This is a genomic window from Paenarthrobacter sp. OM7 (genome assembly GCF_029873575.1).
Classification (GTDB): domain Bacteria; phylum Actinomycetota; class Actinomycetes; order Actinomycetales; family Micrococcaceae; genus Arthrobacter.
Genome location: NZ_CP123579.1, coordinates 236525 through 256933 on the forward strand (window position 1 = coordinate 236525; position 20409 = coordinate 256933).

Here is a 20409-nt window from a genome sequence, read left to right on the forward strand (position 1 = left end):
GGTAGTAGGGTCAGAGCACCAGCCGCAGCACGCCCAGGAGCATCCCATGAAAAAGCTCATAAATGATCCACGCGCAGTGGTGGACGAGTCCGTCGAAGGGTTCGGCATGGCCCATGCCGACATTGTGGACGTCCATCCCGAGCCCAAGTACGTCATCCGAAAGGGTGCTCCAGTGGAGGGCAAGGTTGCCTTGGTCTCCGGTGGAGGGAGCGGTCACGAGCCCCTGCACGCAGGTTTCGTGGGGCTCGGCATGCTCGATGCCGCTGTGCCCGGCGCCGTCTTCACCTCGCCAACCCCTGACCAGATCATTCCAGCCACGGTCGCCGTCGACTCAGGAGCCGGCGTCGTTCATATCGTGAAGAACTACACCGGCGACGTCCTGAACTTTGAAACCGCCGCCGAGATGGCGCAGGCCGAAGGCGTGCACGTGCGTTCGGTCCTGGTGAACGACGACGTCGCGGTGGAAGATTCGCTGTACACGGCAGGCCGGCGCGGGGTAGGCGGTACGGTCCTGGTGGAAAAGATCGCAGGGGCATCAGCTCAGCGTGGTGACGATCTTGACACCGTCACGGCCATCGCCGAACGGGTGGTGGCCAACGTTCGGACGATGGGTGTGGCACTGTCCGGCTGCACAGTGCCACACGCAGGCACGCCGAGCTTCGAGCTGGAAGACAACGAGATCGAGATCGGTATAGGCATTCACGGCGAACCGGGCCGGCACAAGATCGCCATGGAAAGCGCTGACGCGATCACGGACCGCCTGCTGGAGCCTGTGCTGGAGGATCTTGCCCTGGCATCCGGGGACAAGGTGCTGCTGTTCGTGAACGGCATGGGTGGAACCCCGCAAAGCGAGCTCTACATCGTCTACCGGCGTGCCGCCCAGGTCCTGGCCGAACGTGGTGCCACCGTGGAGCGTTCGCTGGTGGGCAACTACGTGACCTCCTTGGAGATGCAGGGCTGTTCGGTCTCGGTCTTGCGCCTTGATGACGAGATGACCCGGCTCTGGGATGCCCCTGTCCACACTGCAGCACTGCGCTGGGGTGCCTGAATATGGGGTTGACTGTTGACTGGGCCACGGACTGGTTGAAACTTTCCGCTAAGGCCATGGAAGAGCACCGCGTGGAACTGATCGAACTGGACCGGGCGATCGGCGACTCGGACCACGGCGAAAACATGGACCGCGGGTTCCAAGCCGTCCTCCAGAAGCTCGACGAGGCGCCATCCCCAACTCCCGGAGCCGCGCTCAAAGCCGCCGCGATGGCCCTCATGTCCAAGGTGGGTGGCGCTGCCGGACCGTTGTACGGGACGGCCTATCTGCGGGCAGCTACCTCGCTGGGCGATGCCGCCGAGATCGACGCTGAAACCCTGGCGGCCGCTCTCACCGCCGCACGTGATGGCGTGGTGGCGCGCGGCAAAGCCGAGCTTGGGGACAAGACCATGATCGACGCGTGGACACCTGCCGTGGAAGCGGCCCAAAAAGCAGCAGCGGGCGGCGCGGATCCGGTGGGCGTCCTGGAGGCAGCTGCCGAAGCAGCTGAGACCGGGGCGATGGCAACGGATCCCTTGGTGGCGCGTAAAGGGCGGGCCAGCTATTTGGGGGAGCGCAGCGCAGGGCACCGCGACCCCGGGGCGGCCTCAACGGCGCTGCTCCTCCGTGCGGCCGCCGCGGCTGCTGCCGGTTCCACGGCTGAGACAGGAACCGACGCCGTATGACGGTTGGGATCGTGGTGGTTTCACACAGCAGCAAGATAGCCGAGGGAGCGGTGGAGCTCGCCGCGCAAATGGCGCCCGACGTCGAATTGGTCGCCGCCGGGGGCACTGACGACGATCGGATCGGAACCAGCCTGGAGAAGGTGCTGGCCGCCGTCGAGCAGTCCCTGGTTGATTCCGGTGGTGACGGCGTGGTGGTACTGACCGATCTGGGCTCGGCGGTGATGACGGCCGAGTCGGCCATGGAGTTTGCCAGCGACCCTGATGCCGTGCTCCTCGCGGATGCGCCGTTGGTTGAGGGGCTGGTGGCGGCCGCCGTCGCGGCCCAAGGAGGTTCCGGCGTCGCGGATGTCCGCAAGGCCGCGGAAGCCGCGGGGTACCGGCCTGCGGAGCCTGCTGAAGCCGGCGCCATTGCGCCGGACGCCATCGGCGACTTCGAGCTCATCAACCCTTTGGGCATGCACGCCCGGCCCGCCGCGAAGATCGCAGGCGGCCTGTCCGGGTTGGACGCCGAGGTGACCGTGAACGGCGTCGATGGCATGTCCATCATGGCGCTCATGGCGCTCGCGGCCGGCCAGGGTTCCACGCTTCGTGTCGAAGCCCGCGGCAAGGACGCGCAGAGAGCTGTTGACTATGTTCGCCGGTTGGTGGAAGAGGGGTTCGGGGAGCTCTAGTTCGGACGGATTTGCTGACAAATATTGCTAAGTATGCTGATTAGTGATGTTGTAGAGGTACAGGTTCACTACAAGGAAGAGGTGCGAATCATGGGTGCTGACGACAAGATGGAGAACGCTGGCGAGAAGCTTGGTGGCAAGGCCAAGGAAGCTGCCGGAAAGCTGACGGACAACGAGCGTCTTGAAGCAGAAGGCAAGGGCGACCAGACGAAGGCCGACCTCAAGGGCGCCGGCGAGAAGCTGAAGGACGCCTTCAAGAAAGACTAGGTATCCGGACAGGGCCGCTGCGGTTGCAGCGGCCCTGCCTTGTTTTGTGAGGCGATTGTTGTGGCGTCGTCCGCTGGCGCCAAACTTGATGGAGGATCTACGTGAACATACTGGTGAAAATTTTCGGCCTGGCAATCGGTCTTGGCGCCGGTGCGCTGGCAAACAAGACGCTGGAGGGCCTCTGGGAGAAGCAGACCGGCAAACCTGCCCCCAAGGACAGCACAAACCTCAATGATTCACTTCCGGGCGTGCTGGTCTTCGCGGTTGTCTCGGCCGCCGTCGCCGCCGTGGTTCACGTCCTCACCCAGCGGGGCACCAAGAGCGCCCTGGTCCGCATGAAGAAATCGGCTGACGAGGTCTAACACCATGGCTATTGCTAAGTTCCCAAGTGTCGTCATCGATTGTCCCGACGCGGCTGTCTTGGCTGCCTTCTATGGCGAGCTCTTCGGCTGGGACGTCGAGGACAAGGGCGACTGGTTCGATATCCGCCCAAGCGACGGCAGTAACTGCATCTCCTTCCAGCAGGTGGAGGTTTACCAAGCGCCGGTGTGGCCCGGGCAGACCATTCCGCAGCAAATGCATTTGGACATGGTGGTGGAAGACCTGGACAAGGGCGAAGAAGTTGCGCTCTCGCTGGGAGCCACCAAGGCCGACCATCAGCCCGGTGAGACGTTCCGGGTGTTCCTTGATCCGGCCGGGCACCCGTTTTGTCTCTGCCTTAGCTAGGGCTTGGCCGCCGCAGGGCCCGAACCCTGTGGCGGCTCCCGGTCCTTAGCCCTGCTGTGCCGCCCATTCCTCGACGCGGCGGTTGCTCTCTTCCTCGGAGAGGTCCTCGACACGCGTCATGATGGACCAGCGGACGCCGAACGGATCGCGGATGCTCGCGTAGCGGTCACCTGAGACGAAGGTGGTCAACGGCTCCCGGATGGCGGCGCCGGCTTGCTCCGCTTTGTGGACCAGGCTGTCCGCGTCGGAGCAGTAGAGGCCCAGCGAATAGCAGTCGTCTTCGCCGGACGGTGCTTGGACCAAGTGATATTCGGGGTTGGGCTCACCCAGCTGGAGGTGGCCGTTTCCGAAGTCGAGTTCGGCGTGGACAACCACCCCTCCCATCTCGGTCTCGCCCACAACCCTGGCCCCGAACACATCACGGTAGAAAGCAATGGCCTCCTTGGCGTTGGGCACCGAGAGGAACGGCGTGAGGCTGGTGAGACCGTTGGGAATGCCGTGGGTGGTGTGCTCCCCGTGGGCGGCCGTGGTCGATTCTGTGCTTGTAGTATCTGTCATGGATACGACGCTACGTGCCTCCGGGTGCCGGGCGCTTGGAGATTCGCGACAGGTTCACGCCGACCCGGGAGGGGCTTATGGAGGGTTCCTTCAAGGGCATCCTGTACCCCGCGCGACTACCCACCTTCAACCGCGTTCCCCCGCCGGCATTGGTAGCCGGGCTGGTGCAGTGGTTCTGGATCCCCGAGTGGGACATCGAACCCGGGCGGACCTCCCGGCAACACCTCATCGCCTACCCTGCGTCCAACTTGGTGGTGCAGCCTGCGGATGTCATCTTTTCGGGACCAACCACCCGTGCCGCACACCGCGACCTGACCGGCTCTGGCTGGGCCGTGGGTGCGCTGCTCCGCCCGGCGGCCGTGCCATTGTTTACCGACGACCCCGGCGCCTTGCGGGACAGGGAACTGGCTCTGGAAATGATGGAGCTGCACACTGCGGTTTCGGCCGCGATGGCCCCGCCTCGCAGCGCCATGCAGCCCCGCAGTGCCACAACGCGCGACGACGGCACTCACCGCAAGCGGGCAGTCGAGGCCTTTGTTGCGTGGCTGGTTTCACTCGACGCAGTGCTCTCGGAGGAAGCCCTGCTCGCGAACCGGATGATGGATGTGATCGCTTCCGACCCAGAGGTGCTTTTGCTCGAGGACGCTGCCGCCCGGCTGGCGGTTTCACCGCGAACGCTGCAGAGGTTGGCCAGGAAGTACATAGGACTCAGCCCCGCAGCACTCATACGTCGCCGGAGGCTTCAGGATGCCGCCGAGCGTACCCGGTCCGATCCAACAGCGGACCTTGCGGCGATCGCCGTCGAACTCGGCTATGCCGATCATGCGCATCTGACGAACGACTTCCAGAAGTACTTGGGCTTTACCCCGAGTACGTACCGGAGGTCAGCTGGGGAGTTTTGAGTGCCGGCGCCGAAAGCTCGGTTGCCGCGTCGGTGTCCTCTTGCATCGTGTCCTCCCCGCGGAAAGCTGCCAGCATTGCCTCGCGGTCGAATTGACCTTCCCATTTGGACACCACGAACGTGGCGACGCAGTTGCCCAGCAAGTTGACCACAACCCGCATGGAGTCCATCAAACGGTCCGCTCCAAGCAGGAGTGCAACTCCTGCCACCGGGAAGATTCCCAGCGCCCCGGCCGTCGCGGAGAGGGCGAGGAAGGCGGAACCGGGAACGCCGGCCATGCCCTTGGAGGTGAGCATCAGGATGCCGAGCGCTGCCAGTTGCTGACCCAGGTCCAGGTTGTGGCCAAAGGCCTGGGCAAGGAAAAGAAGGGAGATGGAAAGGTAAAGGGCGGCTCCGTCCAGATTGAACGAGTATCCCGTGGGCACCACCAGGCCTGTGGTTGCCCGGGAACAACCGGCGTTGGTCAGCTTGGTCATGATGCGGGGGAGGACGGATTCAGTGGAGGCCGTGCCCAGGGCAAGCATAAATTCTTCGCGGGAGTACTTGATGAACTGCCACAGGGGAACGCGCGGGTAGACCCAAGCCACCACAAACAGGAGGCCAATGAAGACCAGCGCTGAGCCGTAGCATGCAGCAACCAAGAGGGCGTAGGTGCTCAACGAGCTCAGTCCATACTGGCCGATGATGAAGGCCATGGCGCCGAAGGCTCCAATGGGGGCGACCCGCATGACCCACGCCATGATTTTGAAGAAGAGCTCCAGTGTCGTTTCCATGAGGTCCATCACGGGCTTGCACTTCTCGCGGCCCACCACCACGATGGCTGCGCCAAAGAAGATGGCGAAGCACAGGACCTGGAGCAGCGAGTTGGACGCGAAGGCTCCTATGACGCTGGTGGGGATGATGCCCAGCAGGAACTGACCCGCATCTTTGGGTGGAGCGGTGGTGGTCTTGGCGTTCACTGCATCCTCGGACAAGGACGCCGGGTCAATGTTCAGGCCTGCGCCCGGCTGCACAAGATTGGCAACCACCAGCCCAAATGCCAAGGCGAAGAGTGTGGCGCCGGTGAAATAGACCAGTGCCTTAACACCTACGCGGCCTACGGACTTGACGTCCCCCACGGCAGAGATCCCCGTGACGATGACCAGGAAAATCAGTGGAGCGATGATCATTTTGATGAGCTGAATGAAGCCGTCGCCCAGTGGGCGAAGGGCAGCCCCTATGTTTGGCCATAGGTACCCTATGGCGATGCCCAGCACCACGGCCACCAAAATCTGGAAGAACAAGGATTTGTACAGTGGCTTCTTCGCTGCTGGAGTCACGGAAGCCGTGGGTGTGGGAATTTTCAAGGGGGGTGCCTGTCTGTGCGGGGGCCGCGCTGCGGTCGCGGCTGGGATCACACAAGACGCTATGAGGGCCTTGTTTCCGAATTGCTAATTCCTGAAGCCTGTTGTGTTTAATATCGGAACAAGATTTTCACGATGTGGAAAGTTTAGGTCTGACTTAGCCCGTCTTCATCCAAGCTCACCGCGGCGGAAATGACGCGGCCGCATTGCTCGCCGTACGGATAATCGCCCTTGGGCGTGAAGGTCAATGTCCGCGTGGGCAGCGCTGTGCCGGAGGGAGAGGTGCCGCTGACGGTCGCTTCAAGGGGGCTTTCGCTGAGGGTCGGAAGCTCGATGGAACCCAGAAGAGTCCCGTCAGGAGATGACGTCGCCGAGCACACGCCGTCCGGCGTGCAGCCTTGGTCCACGGCTACGGCACCAGGGTGCAGGTCCAGGTCCTTTTCGGTGCAGGTACCGTCCTGGCAGGCCTTGAGCCGCAGCGTCCCCACCTGGTCTGCGTAACTCGCTGCAACACTCAGGGACACCCCTGCAATGTGCCCAATGGCCGGGCAGGCTGCGGCTTCGGGATAGCAGCCCGGAAGCAAAGCCGCCGTTCCAGCAAGGGTCAACGCCACTCCGATTTTGCCCATGCTTCAGGGTAGGACCGCGTGGGGCCGGCGTCTCCCGTGCGTCCCAAAGAGGCACCTGCATTGTTACGGCTCACCCGGTACCGTTGCCGAACCGATACCGCGCCTGCCAAACGCTAGGCCGGAAGCCGCAGCCCGCCGTCGTGCATCTCTGCCAAGCCGTCCACCAACAGGCCATCCAGTGCGCGCTCAAGTTGCTCCGGCGCCGAGTTGAGCCGGTGCAACGCAGCGAGGGGGATCCCGATGCCCGACGGCGCGAATCCGAGATCCGCCGGCGCCTGCTCGAACATCTGGCGCGGGACGGGGGTGGCGGCCTCGCGGAGGACGGCCATCACGGCACCGCGGACCTGGCGGTCGGTGCCGTGCCAGGACTGGCCCTTGGGCGTGTACGACGGCGGCGGCTCACCCGCGGCGAGCCAGGCGCAGCTTGAGCGGACAGGACAGTCCGCGCACTTGGGGCTGCGGGCCGTGCACACCATGGCTCCCAGTTCCATGACGGACGCGTTCCAGCGCACGGACAGTTCCTGTTCGACGGGAAGGAGGGCCTCAGCCAACCGCATTTCGCCTGCGGTCAGCGCCGGCGCAGGAAGTGCGTTCCCGGAAATAAGGCGTGCGTGGACCCGCCTGATGTTGGTGTCCACCACGGTTTCGCGTCGACCAAAAGCGAAGGCGGCGACGGCGGCAGCCGTGTAACTCCCCACGCCAGGCAAACCCAAAAGTTCTGCGTACGTGTCAGGAACGTTGCCGCCGTGCTGCTCACGGATGGCGACGGCGGCCGCGTGCAGTCGCAGGGCGCGGCGTGGGTATCCGAGTCGGCCCCAATGGCGGACGGCTTCGCCCGACGGCTCGTCGGCAAGGTGGCCCGGGGTAGGCCAGCGGTCCATCCAGTCCCGCCACACGGGCAGAACCCGAACCACGGGAGTCTGCTGGAGCATGACTTCGCTGACCAGGATTCCCCAGGCGCTGCAGTCCGGCTCGCGCCACGGAAGGTCCCGGGCGGCGTCGGCAAACCACTGATCCAAGGCGCTGTGGAGCGCGGTCAGTTGGTGGGCATCGGGAAGAGTCATACTGCCCTCAACTGTAATGGAACCCCGGGCCATGGCCGACGTCACACAGTCCCGGATTAGGGCCCTGCGGCGTGTAGGTTAGGGCCCCGAGGGCCACGAGCCTAGCCTAGAACCATGGCCACCAACGGAAAGCAGCAGTCGACCGCGCGCTCATCAGCGCCGGCAAAGGGTGCTGCCCGTGGCTCATCCCGGAGCGGGACAACAAGCCGCGGTACCCCGGCGAAAAAGCGACGCCCGAGCCCTGCCGTGTACCGCCGTCGTCGGCAGGTGGTTTTCGGCGCCCTGCTGCTGGTGATCGCCTTGCTGGTGGGAGGCGCGGTGGCCCTTACGGGTGCGCTCGCCGGAAGGAATGAGCCCCAAGCCGCCAGCACCCCGGAAGCCTCGCAGGTGCCGACGCAGGGAATTGCGCCGTCAGGGACACCGTCGCCGTCTGCTTCGCCGACGCCTGTGTGCGACTTCAACCTCATGACTGTCGCGGCCAAGACCGACAAGCCAGCCTACGGTGCGGAAGAAAAGCCGCTGCTCACCATGACCATCACCAACGGAGGCAACGCTCCGTGCGAGGTCAACGTGGGAACCTCCCAAATGGAGTATCTGGTGATGAGCGGCGCGGACCGCATCTTCTCCTCCAAGGACTGCCAGACCGGCGGCGAAGACCTCATCAAAACCATCCAGCCCGGCAAGAGCGAAACCGCGAACTTCCCGTGGCAGCGCAACCGGACACTGGAAGGCTGTGGCGCGATCAACGCGAAGCCGGGTGGCGGCGGCGCGTACTACACCTTCGAGGCGCGGCTGGGAAACAAGGCAAGCCCCAAGGCTGTCTTCCAGCTGAAGTAAGCTCCTGCTGAGCCGGCGTTCGACGGCGGCAGGCGGCTTAGAGGAACCGGTCCAGCAGGCTGGCCTCGGCCATGCGGCTCAGGCCCTCGCGCACTGTGCGGGCGCGCTGATCGCCGATGCCGTCCACGGTCATCAGGTCATCAATGGTGGCTGCCATCAGGTTCTGGAGCCCGCCGAAGTAGTCCACCAAGCGGTCGGCCACGGCTTTAGGCACTGACTTGAGGCCCGAAAGGAGCCGGTAGCCGCGCGGCTGGACCACTGCGTCCAACTGCTCAACACCGCCGGCGAAACCGATGATGTGCGCGATGCGGCTGAGATCGATCAGTTCGGTGGGGCCCAGGTTCAGGAGTGCCTGGACGGCTTCCTCGATCTCCTCAGGCGTGGCGTCGGGATCCGAGTAGTCGCGGATGATGACGTCGCTGCCCGGCCCGCGGCCCATGGTCAGTTCCTCCACCTGGAGGGATAGCAGACGGCCGTCTTCGCCCAGTTCCAGGACGTACTGGGCGATTTCCTCCGAGATGCGACGGACCATTTCCTGCCGCTGCAAGGTGACGGCAACGTCCCTGACAGTGACCAGGGCCTCGATTTCCAGGGCGGAGAGGGAACTGGTGACCTGGTCCAGCCTGGCGCTGTACCGTTCCAACGTTGCCAGGGCCTGGTTGGCGCGGGCGAGGACCTTTTCGGAGCCCTCCAGCACGTGGCGCAAACCGTTCACGTACAGCGCGATGATCTGCATCGACTGGCTGACGGAGATCACGGGAACGCCGGTCTGGATGGCCACCCGCTCAGCGGTGCGGTGCCTGGTGCCCGATTCCTGGGTTTCAATGCTCGAATCCGGGACCAGTTGGACTGCGGCGCGGACAATGTTGCTGGCGTCCTTGTCGCAGATAATGGCGCCGTCCATTTTGGCCAGCTCACGCAGGCGCGTGGGGGAGAAATCGATGCCGATATCGAACCCGCCGGAACAGATGGAGTCGATGGTGCGGTCGTAGCCCAAGACAATCAGGGCTCCGGTCCGTCCGCGGAGGATGCGTTCCAGGCCATCTCGCAACGGGGTTCCGGGTGCGACTCTGGCCAGGGTCGCCTTAAGCGACTCTTCCGGGCTCCGGGCCATAGGTTTTCCCTTCGAAGGTGCAAGCCTCGGCTCACAGACAAGCTGAATCCGGCGTCAGTGGGCACTCACAAAAAATGCCCCAATGACGACAAGCACAATGATAGGGCTTCCGGGGACCGTTAACCGCACCAGCAAGCCCCAAAGTGGGTCATTTCGTGATGTTCGGCGGTGCCCGCAAAGTGGTTTGGCGGCTGATTGGCGGAAACCCTATTTCCCCCAACCAGCCGCCTGCCAGCTAGTGCTGGCCCCGCCCAAGCCCGGTCAGCAAAGCGCCACCGGCCTCGCGCCACAAGCCGTTGCTTCCTGCTGCAGCAGCGTTTTCCTCCAGGTATTTAATCCAATCGTGGTACTCGGTAATGTCCCGTCCCTCTGCCGCGGCCACAGCGTCGCAGGCAAAACCCACCGCCCTGCTGCCATCGTCCAGCGTGATGGACCCCAGCAACATGGGTTCGGGCAGCTCGGCCAGGAAGGATCCGAGCGCAGCCTCTGAGAGCAGCCACCTCTCAGCAACCAGCCCGGCTCCGCGCTCCGAACGAACCACTCCGGGCTTGGGCGGCGTGGTCTCCAAAGCCACCATCCGGTACTGCGCCGCGGTGGTCACCGGGCCGGCCCAGAAAGCTCCACGCCCTTCGAGCTCCGCCGCCAGCGGCTGCCCCTTCCGATGCGCCCCCACCACTACGAGGGGAACGACGACGGCTCCCGCAGCAACGGGCCACGGGGCCTTGGGAGCCGAGGACTGGGCGGCTGCGGGCCCTGCCGCGGCACCCGCGGCGAACAGTTCCGGCAGCTCCGGGGTGAGCTCGATCCGACGCGCGATATCCGCAGCCACCCCGTCCTCGAAGGTCCGGGCAACCACCGTCAGGCCGAACTGGGAGGTACTGCCTGTTTCAACGCCGTCTGTTTCGGTGACGGTGCCCGCCGGTACGGCAACAGCGCTGAGATCGAAGAGGTTGCAGAAATTGGTATAGGTGCCCATTCGGGAGTTGACCCCCACCGGATCGGCCGACACCTCTGCCAACGTCGGATGGAACGGTGCCGTGGGGACAACCAAGGCGTCGAATCCGTCCAGGCGCTCCATGGCTTGGCGCTTGAGTTGCTCCAACGCCGCGGTGTCCGCGACGTACCGGTGTGCGGGAACCTGGCCTGCGGCGCTGATGATGCCGGCGACTGTGGGGTCCAGTGCTGCGGGCACGCCGCCGGACTGGCCTGCCCCGTCCGAAGCACCTACCCCGCCCAACGTCGCCGAATCAATGAAGCTGCCGACGGCGGCGTAGCGTTCGGCAACCAATCCGCCGTCGTACAGCAGCCGGGCTGCCTGGAGGAAGACGTCCAGGTCGATGGGTTCCGCTACCACTCCTGTGGACCGCAGCCGCTCAACCTGCGCCTGGAATTCCGACGCCCACGCTGCCAGGAGCGCCGGTAGAGCAGCGGGATAGGCCACCCGAGGGGTGGACGGTGCCGCAACTTTCACGTCGGTGGGCCAAGTGCGGCCCTGCCCGGCCATGATGCCCATGGCGAGCTCGGCAGTGGCGAGATCGCGGGCGAAGATCGTGGCGGTGTCCCAGGAACGGCATGCCGGGACCACACCTTCGGTGGACACAACGCCCAAGGTCGGTTTGATCCCCACGATTCCCTGCAGCGCGGCGGGAATCCTGCCGGAACCCGCGGTGTCCGTGCCGATGGCAAGGTCCACAAGGCCCAACGCCACCGCCACGGCAGATCCCGAACTGGAGCCTCCCGAGATCCTCTCGGGACGCCTCGAATCACGGACAGCACCATACGGGCTGCGGGTACCCACCAGGCCCGTGGCGAACTGGTCCAGATTGGTGGCCCCGAGCACCAGAGCGCCCGCAGCGCGCAGTCGGGCGACCGGTACCGCATCCCGGGCGGGTACGTCACCAAAGCCGGGGCAGGCCGCCGTCGTGGTTATACCGGCAACATCCACGTTGTTCTTCACGGCGAGCAGGAGACCGGCTAGCGGCAGGTCCCCACCGGCCGCCACGGCGGCATCAATCCGGGCCGCCTCCGCGAGCAGTTCGTCCCGCCCGCGCAGGTGGATCCAGATTTCGGGACGGTCGACGGCGTCAATCGCCTCGAGCGCCGAAAGTACCCGAGCAACTGTGGTTCCGGTGGGACTGGTCATGATGCGCTTCCCTCCAAGACGAGTGCGGGTTCCCGGACGTCCACTGGTTCCAGGACCACCAGCGCCTCACCAGCCACCACTTGAGCACCGGCAGCGGGCAGGACCTGTTGGACCAGGCCATCCACCGGAGCCTGGATGACCGTCTCCATCTTCATCGCCTCAAGGGAAACCAGCGATTGGCCGGCCACCACCAGGTCTCCGGGTTCCACGTCCACTTTCCAGACGCTTGCCGCGAACGGCGACGTCACCAGGGTGCCGCCGTCGGGAACAACAACGTCGTCGGCCGGCGGGGCCAGCGAAACGGCCTGCTCGGCACGATCGAACTCGCCGGCGTCTTCCCAGGCCTGGCGCTCCACGGCGAAAGCCGCCGACTGGGTCTCGCGGAATTCCGCGATGGAGACGCTGTTGCGTTCCAGGAATTCCTCATGTTCTGCAAGTGAGAACGTGCCGTCCTGGATCTCCACACCACGGCCACGGCCAGCAGCCATGTCGGCGCGGAGGTCCAACAGTTCCTCGGGACTGACGGGGTACCAGGAAATACGGTCGAAGAACCGGAGCAGCCAAGGCGAACCCGGCTCAAACGGCGCCGAATCCGCGTAGCGCGACCAAACCTGGGTGGTACGTCCCACGAACTGGTATCCACCGGGACCTTCCATGCCGTAAATGCACATGTAGGCTCCGCCGATGCCCACGGCGTTCTCCGGCGTCCAAGTGCGGGCAGGGTTGTACTTGGTGGTCACCAGCCTGTGCCGCGGATCCAACGGTGTTGCCACCGGTGCTCCTAGGTACACATCACCCAGTCCCAGGACGAGGTACTCCGCGTTGAACACCGTATCGAAGACATCGTTGACGGAGTCCAAACCGTTGATGCGCCGGATGAACTCGATGTTCCACGGGCACCACGGGGCGTCGTCGCGGACACCGGCCATGTAGCGCTCGATTGCCTCACGGGTAGCGGGATCGTCCCAGGACAAGGGCAGGCGAACGCTGCGGCTGGGCACCACCAGCTCCGAGCTTGCAGGGAGTGCGGCCTCTATTTCCTGCACCAGGCCCAACAGCTTTGAGGTGGGAAGGACGGAGGGATCGGCTTTGATCTGCAGGGAACGGATACCTGGCGTCAGATCCACGATGCCCCTGACTGCGAGACGCTCGAGTTCCTGGTGCAGGGCGTGGACACGGGCGCGGAGGCCAAGATCCAGCACCATGTCTCCGTACTCCACCAAAAGGTTGTCGTCACCGGAGCGGCGGTAGGTGACAGCAGGCCGTCCGTCGCCTTCGGGCACCCGGCCCAGCACGCCGTCGTCGCCGTCTCCGCGGAGCAACTCGGCCGTGCCTGATGCGGTGCCTGATGCGGCGCCGGAAGCCGAGCCGGTGCCCATGGTGAAACCGGTGCTACCCGGCAGAATCAGCTGCCTCGCAGCACCGAGTTCTTTGACGGAAGGCGCCTCAGCCGAGCGGATGGGCACAAAGCGGACCTTATCGCCTGGACGGAGTTGGCCCAGCTTCCAGCGCTCGCCGGTTACTACGGTGACGGGGCAGACGAAACCGCCCAGGCTGGGACCATCAGGGCCCAGGAGAATGGGGGTGTCGCCGGTGAAGTCCAAGGCACCTACCGAATAGGCGGTGTCGTGGATGTTGGAGGGGTGAAGTCCGGCCTCTCCGCCGTCATTGCGTGCCCAGCGCGGTTTGGGGCCGACCAGGCGGACGCCGGTTCGGGCGGAGTTGAAGTGGACCTCGTATTCGGCGGCGTACAGCTCCTCGATGTCTTCGCGTTGGAAGAATTCCGGTGCACCGTGTGGCCCCTCCACTACCTTCAGCTCCCATTCCGTGGTGAGGGCCGGGCGGCTCTCCACGGGAACCGGGCCGGGAACGGTCTCGGGGAGGTGCCCGGTGACGGTGCGGAGCACATCGCCGGCCCGCAGGACCCGGCCGCCATGGCCGCCGAACTGGCCCAAAGTGAAGGTTGATGCGCTGCCCAGATACCGGGGAACATCAAGCCCACCTTCGAACAGGATGTATCCCCTCAGCCCGGATCCGTCGGCTGATCCGACGTCCAGGAGGCCGTTCTCCGGGACAGTGATGGGCTCCCACGCAGCGGCTGGCTTGCCGTCGACTGTTACCGTGACGTCCGCGCCGGTGACGCACACCGTGGTGGCGTGAGTGAAACGGAGCGCAGGGCCGGCCATGGTGAATTCCAGGCCAGGTGCGCCCTCCGGATTGCCCAGCGCGGTGTTGCCCAGCCGGAACGACAAATCATCCATGGGTCCACTCGGCGGCACTCCGATCTGCCAGAGCCCGGTCCTGCCCGGCCAATCCTGCACGCTGGTCTGGAGGCCCGGCCGTTCAACGGTGATCCGCGGTTCCGGATCGCCCACGGTGTTCAGGGTTCCGGTGGAATGCTGCGCGGCACGGACCACATCCATCCCGGCCACGGCACGCAGCATGCCCAGGTTGGTCTCGATGCCATCAATGCGGGTTTCCGCCAACGCGGCAGCCAGTGCGTCGAAGGCGGCGTCGCGGGTTGAACCGGACGTGATGACCTTGCCCAGCAGGGGATCGTAACTGGTGGAGACTTCGCTGCCGGTCTCCACCCAGGCGTCAATGCGCACGACGTCGGAGGCCGGGTACTGCGCGTTGGTGACCGTTCCGGCGCTGGGCTGGAAGTTGCGGGCCGGGTCTTCTGCGTAGATACGGGCTTCCACGGCATGACCTGCAACGGGCACACTGTCCGGCACGCCATCAAGCACCGGCTCATTCCGGGCAAGGTTCAGCATCCACTCCACCAAGTCAACGCCGGTGATGGCTTCCGTGACGGGGTGCTCCACCTGCAGCCGGGCGTTGACTTCCAAGAAAGATGCCTCCTGGCGGACGGGGTCGTAGACGAACTCCACTGTCCCCGCAGAGCGGTAGCCCACGGATGCGCAGAGCGCGCGGGAGCTTCGGTGCAGTTCTTCCCGCAAAGCCTCGGGGAGATCAGGTGCGGGTGCCTCCTCAAGTACTTTCTGGTGTCGGCGCTGCAGCGAGCAGTCACGGTCTCCAAGGCTCACCACGCGGCCCGCACCGTCGCCGAACACCTGGACTTCCACGTGGCGGGCGTGCTCGATGTAGCGTTCAGCGAAGACGCCCGCCGTTCCAAAGCTGGAGCTGGCCAGACGCGCAACCCGGGAGTAGTTGTCGCGGAGTTCGGCTTCGTCGCGGCAGACGGCCATGCCGATGCCACCGCCACCCCCGGTTGCCTTGAGCATGAGTGGGTAGCCGATGATCTCCGCTGCTGCGACGGCTTCGTCCAGGTCCTCCAAGAGGCCGGATCCCGCGATCATGGGAACGCCGGCGCGTTGGGCGGCATCACGGGCGGTGTGCTTGGTGCCGAAGATCCGGAGCTGTTCCGGGGTGGGCCCCACAAAGACCAAACCGGCTGCCTCCACGGCTTCGGCGAAGGCCGCGTCCTCGGATAGGAATCCGTAGCCGGGGTGAATGGCGCCGACCCCGGTGGCAGCCGCCGCCTTGAGGATGGCGTCAACCTTAAGATACGACTCCTTGGCGGGTGCAGGTCCCAGCAGGACTGCCTCGTCAGCGAGCTTCACATGCTTGGCGCCGCGATCAGCTTCGGAGAAGACGGCCACCGTGCGCAGCCCGGCCTTGCGGGCGGATTCGATGATCCGGCAGGCGATCTCGCCACGGTTGGCAATGAGCAGGGTGTCGAAGCGGTTCATGAGCGGTCCTCCGGACGTGTGACGATCATGCGCACCGGCGTGGGGTTGAAGCCGTTGCAGGGGTTATTGATTTGGGGGCAGTTGGACACCAGCACCAGTGTGTCCACCTCGGCGCGGAGGGCCACACGCTTTCCGGGTGCGGACAGCCCGTCCACGATGCCCAGGGCGCCGTCGGGATCCACCGGCACGTTCATGAACCAGTTGATGTTGGACACGAGGTCCTTCTTGCCGAGGTCCCACTTGGCACCTTCAATGAGGAAGTTCTCCACGCACGCATGCTGTTCATGGGTGTGTTGGCCGTAGCGGAGTGTGTTGGATTCCTGGGAGCAGGCGCCGCCGATGGTGTCGTGGACGCCAACCTCGTCCGCCACCACCGTCATGAGTTCCTGGCCGCTGTCGGCGCGGAGAACTGAGCCAGTGGTGAGAAAGATCGAGCCCTGGCTCGCAATGGTCACGGCGGCGGAGTAACGCGTACTGGTGTCCTGTGCCGCGTAGAGAATGCAGTCAACGGCTTGGTTGCCGTCGAGGTCCACAATGGTGAGCACGTCGCCGGCAGCAATCACGGCGGACCACGGACCACGGGCTTCCACCAGCTCGTCCACTACGACCCGGCCAGCGACCAGTGCGGGGCTCATTTCTGCGATGGCGTTCATGCGGAGGTCCTTGCGTTGTAGTCGAGTTCGGTGTTGTGGAGGGCCAGACGTCCCTCTGGGCCCAGGTCTACGTTGAGGGTTCCGCTTTTGAGGGCTTCAAGGTCCTGCGGAGCCTGCCAGGCCACGATGTCCACGGCGCTTCCCGTGAATTCCGGACGCGGGTCCAGCGGGTGGGCGGTATTGGCCAGTACCAGCACTGCGTCCATGTGGAGGAGAAGTTCGACGGCGGCTCCGGCACCGGCGCTGCCGGCGAACGTGATGCTGCCGTCCCGCTCCACGGTGACGCCCTTGAAGAACGACACCGACGGAGGGAGTTCTTTCTGGCTGATGCCATGCTTCATGCCGCCCAGGGTCAGCAATTCACGGCCGGCCGGTGACAGGCTGTGGGCTGATCCGGCACCGTACTTGGCGGTGTTTCCGGCCAGGTGGGTGGTGCCGGTGAGGGCATCATGCTGACCTGAGGAATCGGCCACTACGGTGGCCATGAGACGGCCGGCGTCGGAGAGAAGCGGGTGGCCTGTGGTCATGTAGGCCTGCCAGGGGACTTTGACCGTATCCGCGACGTTGAGCCGCTCGTGCTGGGCACCACTTCGGATGAGGACAGCGTGAACGCAGGCATCGCCGTTGGGGTCTGTGATCCTGAGGCGCGTCCCGCGGGCCAGTTCCAGATGGGTGTAGCGGCCGAAGGAAAGTGTCTCCACCCACGTCAGGGAGTCCTTTGCCTCCGCCGGGAGGCCCTCGATCAAACGTGTCGGGGCCGTAGCCGGCGGGACATGGATCATGGTCTCGGCCGTGCGCCCGTGCTGGGCCCGTGCGTGCAGTTTGGCGCCGGCAGTTGTGGCTGTGCCGTTTTCAGAGGTGTGTGTTTCAAGAGTCTGGGTCATGGCAGTCATTTCTGTACTGGTGCTGGTTCTGGACGGTCTGGTGCTGGCGGGTCAGGCGGCGTTGGTGGATTCCGCGGCGATTGCGGCTTTGGTGTCCCGAACCCGGATGTTCCTGCGGACCCAGAGGCCCAGGAGCAGGACGGCGCCCACCATGATGGGAGCGGAGAAGAGCAGGATCCCGTGTTCGCCGGAGGGGTCGTACACCTCGGGGCGGGGCCAGGAGAGGTTGATGACCATCAGGGCGCCGTAGAGCACGGCCAGGATGTTGACTGGCAAGCCCCACCGGCCCAGTGAGAAGAGTCCGGCCGGCATGGTCTGGCCCACCTGGTCCCAGTCACCCCGGAAGCGGCTGAGCAGTTGCGGGACAGTGACCATCAGGTACGCCAGGTACACCATCACGATGCACACGCTGCAGAGGGTGGTGAAGAGCGCGGAGTTGCCGATGTTGATGGCGAGGATGCCCACAGCCAGGGCGCCGATCGCGATGGAAGGCCACATGGGGGTCCCGCGCTTGGGGTGGACTTTCGAGAGCCGGGCCGAGGCTGGCAGCTTGCCGTCGCGGGCCATGGAGAACACCAGGCGTGAACCGGCCGTTTGGATGGCCAGGGTGCAGACAAAGATGGCGATTGCCACGTCCACCAGCAGCACCTTGCCCCAGAACGTACCCAACACGGCTGTCAGCACGTAGGGGAGTCCCTCGGTGGCGAGCCTGCCGTCGTCGAGGCTTGGCGCTGCCATCAGTGCCGCGATAATCATGAGTCCGCCGCCAACGCCCGAGATGATCAGCGCCGAGAGGATGGTGCGCGGTGCGGTCTTGCGGGGGTTCTTGGTTTCCTCCGAGAGTTCGCCGGCGGAGTTGAAGCCGACCATCACATACGCGGCCATCAAACCGGAGACCAGGAAGGCACCCACGGCACCAAGGTCCGAGGTAGTGACCACACTGACGTCCGCTACCACCTCCGGGCCGCGCTGCGCGGCTGAGAACAGCGCAAGGATTACTGCGGCGACGCCCACAATCTCACAGGTGACGCCGATGGAGTTCACATGGGACATGAGCTTCACGCCAAGGCAGTTAATCACAGTGGTGATCACCAGGAGGACAGCACCGAGGATTACTGCGTTGGCTGCGCCTGTGGGAGATGTCAGCATGGGGTCGCCTCCCACCAGCTGGAATCCGACCCACAGCTGGGGGAGTACCACTTGGAGCGCAATGGCTGCTGCGGCAGCAGTGATGACCTGGGCGATGGACATGAACCAGCCGGCGAACCAGCCCACCACTTCGCCGCCCATACGGCGCGACCACTGGTAGACAGCACCGGACAACGGGTATCTGGCGGCGAGTTCAGCGAAGTTCAGGGCTACCAGAAGTTGGCCGACCAGGACCACGGGCCACGTCCAAAAGAAGGCCGGGCCGGCAAAGGAGTAGCCGAAGGCGAAGAGCTGGAAGATGGTGGTGAGGATGGAGACGAACGAAAAACCTGCGGCGAACGACGCGTAGCGGCCCAGCTTGCGGTGCAGCGTGGGCTCGTAGCCAAGTGCTGTCAGGTCTGCATCGTCGGTGCGGTGGGTCGCCGTCGAAAGGGTTGAAGTCATCGGGTTTCTCCGTGTCTGGAACGGGATGTGGAACCAGCCCGGAGAGGTTTTGACTGCCTGTCCGGAATATCGGTCACTTGATAGTTTTCCAGCGGGGTGTCCCCATGGCGTTTCGGCAATGTAAAGCCTTGGTTACCGCTCGTTTCAAGCGTGTAAAGGAAATCTCACCACCCCGGCAGTACGCCGTGAACAGGCTCTTTGGTGTTGCGGCGATGCAAGAATGAGGTGTGACTACAACCGGACCGGGACGCCCCCGCAAGCAGCAAGCTGTACGCCCGGGAGCCACTGCACGCGACGAAATCCTGGATGCCGCAGCCGAACTCTTTACCAGCCAAGGATTCGCCAATACGTCCACACGGGCCATTGCCGACGCCGTCGGAATCCGGCAATCGTCGCTGTATCACCACTTCTCCACCAAGGACGAGATCCTGGGCGAACTACTCGGCGGGACAGTGTCCACCAGCCTGGCGTTCGCCCGCGCTGTGAAAGACGGTTCCGAAGAAACCGGGCAGGAGTTGGATCCCGCGGCACGACTGCACGCAGTGGTCCTGTTCGACGGCTTGCAGCTCTGCACTTCCCGTTGGAACCTCGGGGTGCTCTACCATCTGCCGGAGGCCAGGGCGGAAGTTTTCCAACCATTCATGGCAGCACGGCAGGAACTCCGGAACATTTACGGAGACTTGGGACGGGAGCTGACGGCGCTCTCCGACGCAGACCCGGGCCTGGGCGACACCGCCTTTCGGCTGGTCGAGTCACTGATCAACCTCCGCGCGGACGGGCTGATCGCAACGGACTCGGCGTCCACTACGGCCGATACGGTGATGATCCTGGCCGGCCTCAGGCAAAAGATTCAGGCGGTGAGGGATGCCAGCAGCGAGCTCATCAGCCGGTATGGCGAGGCAAACCGTCGTGGAGAAGCCTCTGAGTCGGCGCTCGCAGCGGAAAGTGCCTAGTAATCCACCTGGCGCTTGAGTTTGTTACCCAGCCACAGCATCGCCAGGCTCACCACCAGGAAGCCAACGGAGATGGCGAGTGCGAACACCACCACACCGCCCCAACCGCCGGCTCGGGCCGGGTCGATGAACCAGTAGGGGTACCAGTTCACCAGGGCGCCACGGACCAGGCTGTAGACCAGGTAGCCAACGGGGTAGAGCAGCCAGTACCAAACGTGTTTGAGCTGCAGAGTTGCCCGGGGCGGCTGGAAGAGCCAATCAGCCACCATCACCACGGGGATCAAGTAATGGACCACAAAGTTGACCCACGGCAACAGCGAGCCGAGGTCCTCGCCGGCCAGCAAAGCACCAAAAACCAGGCCCACCACGGCCATGGCGATGGTGGCTGTGCCGCGAGTGACATCGTCAGCTTCTGTAGGCCGCTTCCGGATCAGCACCCGGTATCCGCTGATCAGCAGCACCAGTGCGGCGAAGATGTTGGACAGGTTGGTGAAATAGCTGAAGAAGTTCCAGAGGTCATAGCCCATGCCCAAATGGACCGTCAGCTGGGTTCCCACCGCCACCAACGTCAAAAGCCCAAAGAAAAAGCGTCCCCCAATAAGCACATTCCGTTTGGTCATGCTTCCCATCCTTGCCGACCGTATGCC

General features: G+C 64.5%; 20 protein-coding genes. 9 read left to right on the forward strand and 11 right to left on the reverse strand.

Features of this window, described 5'->3' with window-relative positions; translation table 11 throughout:
• Positions 1-46 precede the first annotated feature (46 nt).
• The 6 genes from dhaK to QEH68_RS01180 all read left to right on the forward strand — a co-directional run bounded on the left by dhaK (position 47) and on the right by QEH68_RS01180 (position 3377).
• Positions 47-1048: a dihydroxyacetone kinase subunit DhaK gene (gene dhaK / locus QEH68_RS01155; RefSeq protein WP_207595753.1), complete on the forward strand. Its 1002-nt coding sequence runs from the start codon at positions 47-49 to the stop codon at positions 1046-1048.
• A gap of 2 nt (positions 1049-1050) precedes the next feature.
• Positions 1051-1713 (forward strand): dihydroxyacetone kinase subunit DhaL, encoded by a 663-nt coding sequence (dhaL, locus tag QEH68_RS01160; RefSeq protein ID WP_280625790.1) that lies wholly within the window; start codon positions 1051-1053, stop codon positions 1711-1713.
• Entirely contained in the window at positions 1710-2384 is a 675-nt protein-coding gene (gene dhaM / locus QEH68_RS01165) for a dihydroxyacetone kinase phosphoryl donor subunit DhaM (RefSeq protein WP_280625792.1), read from the forward strand. Before dhaL ends, dhaM begins: the two co-directional genes overlap by 4 nt.
• 90 nt (positions 2385-2474) lie before the next feature.
• A complete protein-coding gene (locus QEH68_RS01170) occupies positions 2475-2651 on the forward strand; it encodes a CsbD family protein (protein WP_035760998.1) in 177 nt (58 codons plus the stop codon).
• A 101-nt stretch (positions 2652-2752) separates the two neighbouring features.
• Positions 2753-3013 carry a DUF4235 domain-containing protein gene (locus QEH68_RS01175; RefSeq protein ID WP_280625794.1) on the forward strand — a complete coding sequence of 87 codons (261 nt, stop codon included), beginning with the start codon at positions 2753-2755 and terminating at the stop codon, positions 3011-3013.
• A gap of 4 nt (positions 3014-3017) precedes the next feature.
• Complete coding sequence (locus tag QEH68_RS01180) at positions 3018-3377, forward strand: VOC family protein (RefSeq protein ID WP_089593224.1); 360 nt, start codon at positions 3018-3020, stop codon at positions 3375-3377.
• Positions 3378-3422: 45 nt separating this feature from the next.
• Here QEH68_RS01180 and QEH68_RS01185 read toward each other — a convergent pair whose 3' ends face one another.
• Entirely contained in the window at positions 3423-3935 is a 513-nt protein-coding gene (locus QEH68_RS01185; protein WP_280625797.1) for a VOC family protein, read from the reverse strand.
• A 77-nt stretch (positions 3936-4012) separates the two neighbouring features.
• Between QEH68_RS01185 and QEH68_RS01190 the strand changes: the two genes are divergently transcribed.
• Complete coding sequence (locus QEH68_RS01190) at positions 4013-4837, forward strand: helix-turn-helix domain-containing protein (protein WP_280625799.1); 825 nt, start codon at positions 4013-4015, stop codon at positions 4835-4837.
• Here the strand turns inward: QEH68_RS01190 and QEH68_RS01195 are convergent.
• The 3 genes from QEH68_RS01195 to QEH68_RS01205 form a co-directional block, all read right to left on the reverse strand.
• Entirely contained in the window at positions 4797-6182 is a 1386-nt protein-coding gene (locus QEH68_RS01195) for a cation:dicarboxylase symporter family transporter (RefSeq protein WP_242703477.1), read from the reverse strand. The genes QEH68_RS01190 and QEH68_RS01195 overlap by 41 nt on opposite strands.
• Positions 6183-6325: 143 nt before the next feature.
• Positions 6326-6808, reverse strand: a complete 483-nt coding sequence (locus QEH68_RS01200) for a hypothetical protein (protein ID WP_207595759.1) — start codon at positions 6806-6808, stop codon at positions 6326-6328.
• A gap of 113 nt (positions 6809-6921) precedes the next feature.
• A complete protein-coding gene (locus tag QEH68_RS01205) occupies positions 6922-7872 on the reverse strand; it encodes an A/G-specific adenine glycosylase (protein ID WP_280625802.1) in 951 nt (316 codons plus the stop codon).
• 114 nt (positions 7873-7986) lie between these two features.
• On the opposite strand from QEH68_RS01205, the gene QEH68_RS01210 reads away from it, so the two are divergent.
• Positions 7987-8709, forward strand: a complete 723-nt coding sequence (locus QEH68_RS01210; RefSeq protein WP_280625803.1) for a hypothetical protein — start codon at positions 7987-7989, stop codon at positions 8707-8709.
• Between the two features lie 37 nt (positions 8710-8746).
• Here QEH68_RS01210 and disA read toward each other — a convergent pair whose 3' ends face one another.
• From disA to QEH68_RS01240, 6 genes are all read right to left on the reverse strand, one after another.
• Positions 8747-9823: a DNA integrity scanning diadenylate cyclase DisA gene (gene disA, locus QEH68_RS01215; protein WP_024819020.1), complete on the reverse strand. Its 1077-nt coding sequence runs from the start codon at positions 9821-9823 to the stop codon at positions 8747-8749.
• 235 nt (positions 9824-10058) lie between these two features.
• Positions 10059-11966: an allophanate hydrolase gene (gene atzF / locus QEH68_RS01220; protein WP_280625808.1), complete on the reverse strand. Its 1908-nt coding sequence runs from the start codon at positions 11964-11966 to the stop codon at positions 10059-10061.
• Complete coding sequence (gene uca, locus QEH68_RS01225) at positions 11963-15679, reverse strand: urea carboxylase (RefSeq protein ID WP_280625810.1); 3717 nt, start codon at positions 15677-15679, stop codon at positions 11963-11965. The genes atzF and uca overlap by 4 nt, the downstream gene beginning before the upstream one ends.
• Complete coding sequence (locus QEH68_RS01230; RefSeq protein ID WP_280625812.1) at positions 15676-16332, reverse strand: urea amidolyase associated protein UAAP2; 657 nt, start codon at positions 16330-16332, stop codon at positions 15676-15678. Before QEH68_RS01230 ends, uca begins: the two co-directional genes overlap by 4 nt.
• The gene (locus tag QEH68_RS01235; RefSeq protein ID WP_280625814.1) at positions 16329-17216 is read right to left on the reverse strand and encodes an urea amidolyase associated protein UAAP1; all 888 of its coding nucleotides are present in this window, start codon (positions 17214-17216) and stop codon (positions 16329-16331) included. Before QEH68_RS01235 ends, QEH68_RS01230 begins: the two co-directional genes overlap by 4 nt.
• Positions 17217-17267: 51 nt before the next feature.
• A complete protein-coding gene (locus QEH68_RS01240; protein ID WP_280625815.1) occupies positions 17268-18809 on the reverse strand; it encodes an amino acid permease in 1542 nt (513 codons plus the stop codon).
• Between the two features lie 227 nt (positions 18810-19036).
• On the opposite strand from QEH68_RS01240, the gene QEH68_RS01245 reads away from it, so the two are divergent.
• Positions 19037-19762 (forward strand): helix-turn-helix domain-containing protein, encoded by a 726-nt coding sequence (locus tag QEH68_RS01245; protein WP_280625818.1) that lies wholly within the window; start codon positions 19037-19039, stop codon positions 19760-19762.
• On the opposite strand, the gene QEH68_RS01250 is transcribed toward QEH68_RS01245, so the two are convergent.
• On the reverse strand, positions 19759-20382 hold the full coding sequence (locus tag QEH68_RS01250; RefSeq protein WP_207595769.1) for a Pr6Pr family membrane protein: 624 nt from the start codon (positions 20380-20382) through the stop codon (positions 19759-19761). The two genes, QEH68_RS01245 and QEH68_RS01250, sit on opposite strands and share 4 nt — an antisense overlap.
• Between the last annotated feature and the right edge of the window lie 27 nt (positions 20383-20409).